Below are 470 nucleotides of genomic sequence, written 5' to 3'. Positions count from 1 at the left end.
ACTTAGAACAATCTCCATCAAAAACTAATTGATTAATATCTTTTGCTGATAAAAAGACTAGAAAATCAGGTTCATCATTTCTATAAACAAACAGAAAAAACTCTTCCTTAATCTTTATATCTTCTCCATCGACATAATATATATATCTAGAATCTATAGAAACACTTGTTTCTGGACCAACATTTTTAATTTGAACAAAGGCAACAGGAGCACCTATAATATCAATTAAATCGTTTAATAAATTGGCCTTTTGAACTATCAAGTCTGCACCATTTACATCAACCTCTCTTTCCGATACCCAAAGCCCCCTCTTTAAAAGTTCAACTTTTGTTTTAATTTCACCAATTCTCCCATTTTCAATTGCACCTAACCAACTTTCCCTACCTTCACGTTCTAATAATGATTTTCTAGTTGCCTTTTTAAATTCTTCGTAATCCTTGAAAGATTCAGTATTGGATTCCATATAAAAC

Annotated in this window: 1 protein-coding gene; it reads right to left on the bottom strand. The window is 30.9% G+C overall.

The genetic code is table 11. The features are described from left to right. The coding region (locus V7659_RS31450; RefSeq protein WP_335543899.1) for a hypothetical protein at positions 1–470 on the bottom strand (470 nt) is incomplete at both ends.

The organism is Neobacillus drentensis (assembly GCF_036966985.1).
In the GTDB taxonomy this organism is placed as follows: domain Bacteria; phylum Bacillota; class Bacilli; order Bacillales; family Cytobacillaceae; genus Neobacillus; species Neobacillus drentensis_E.
This window is presented reverse-complemented; position numbering and strand designations above follow the sequence as displayed.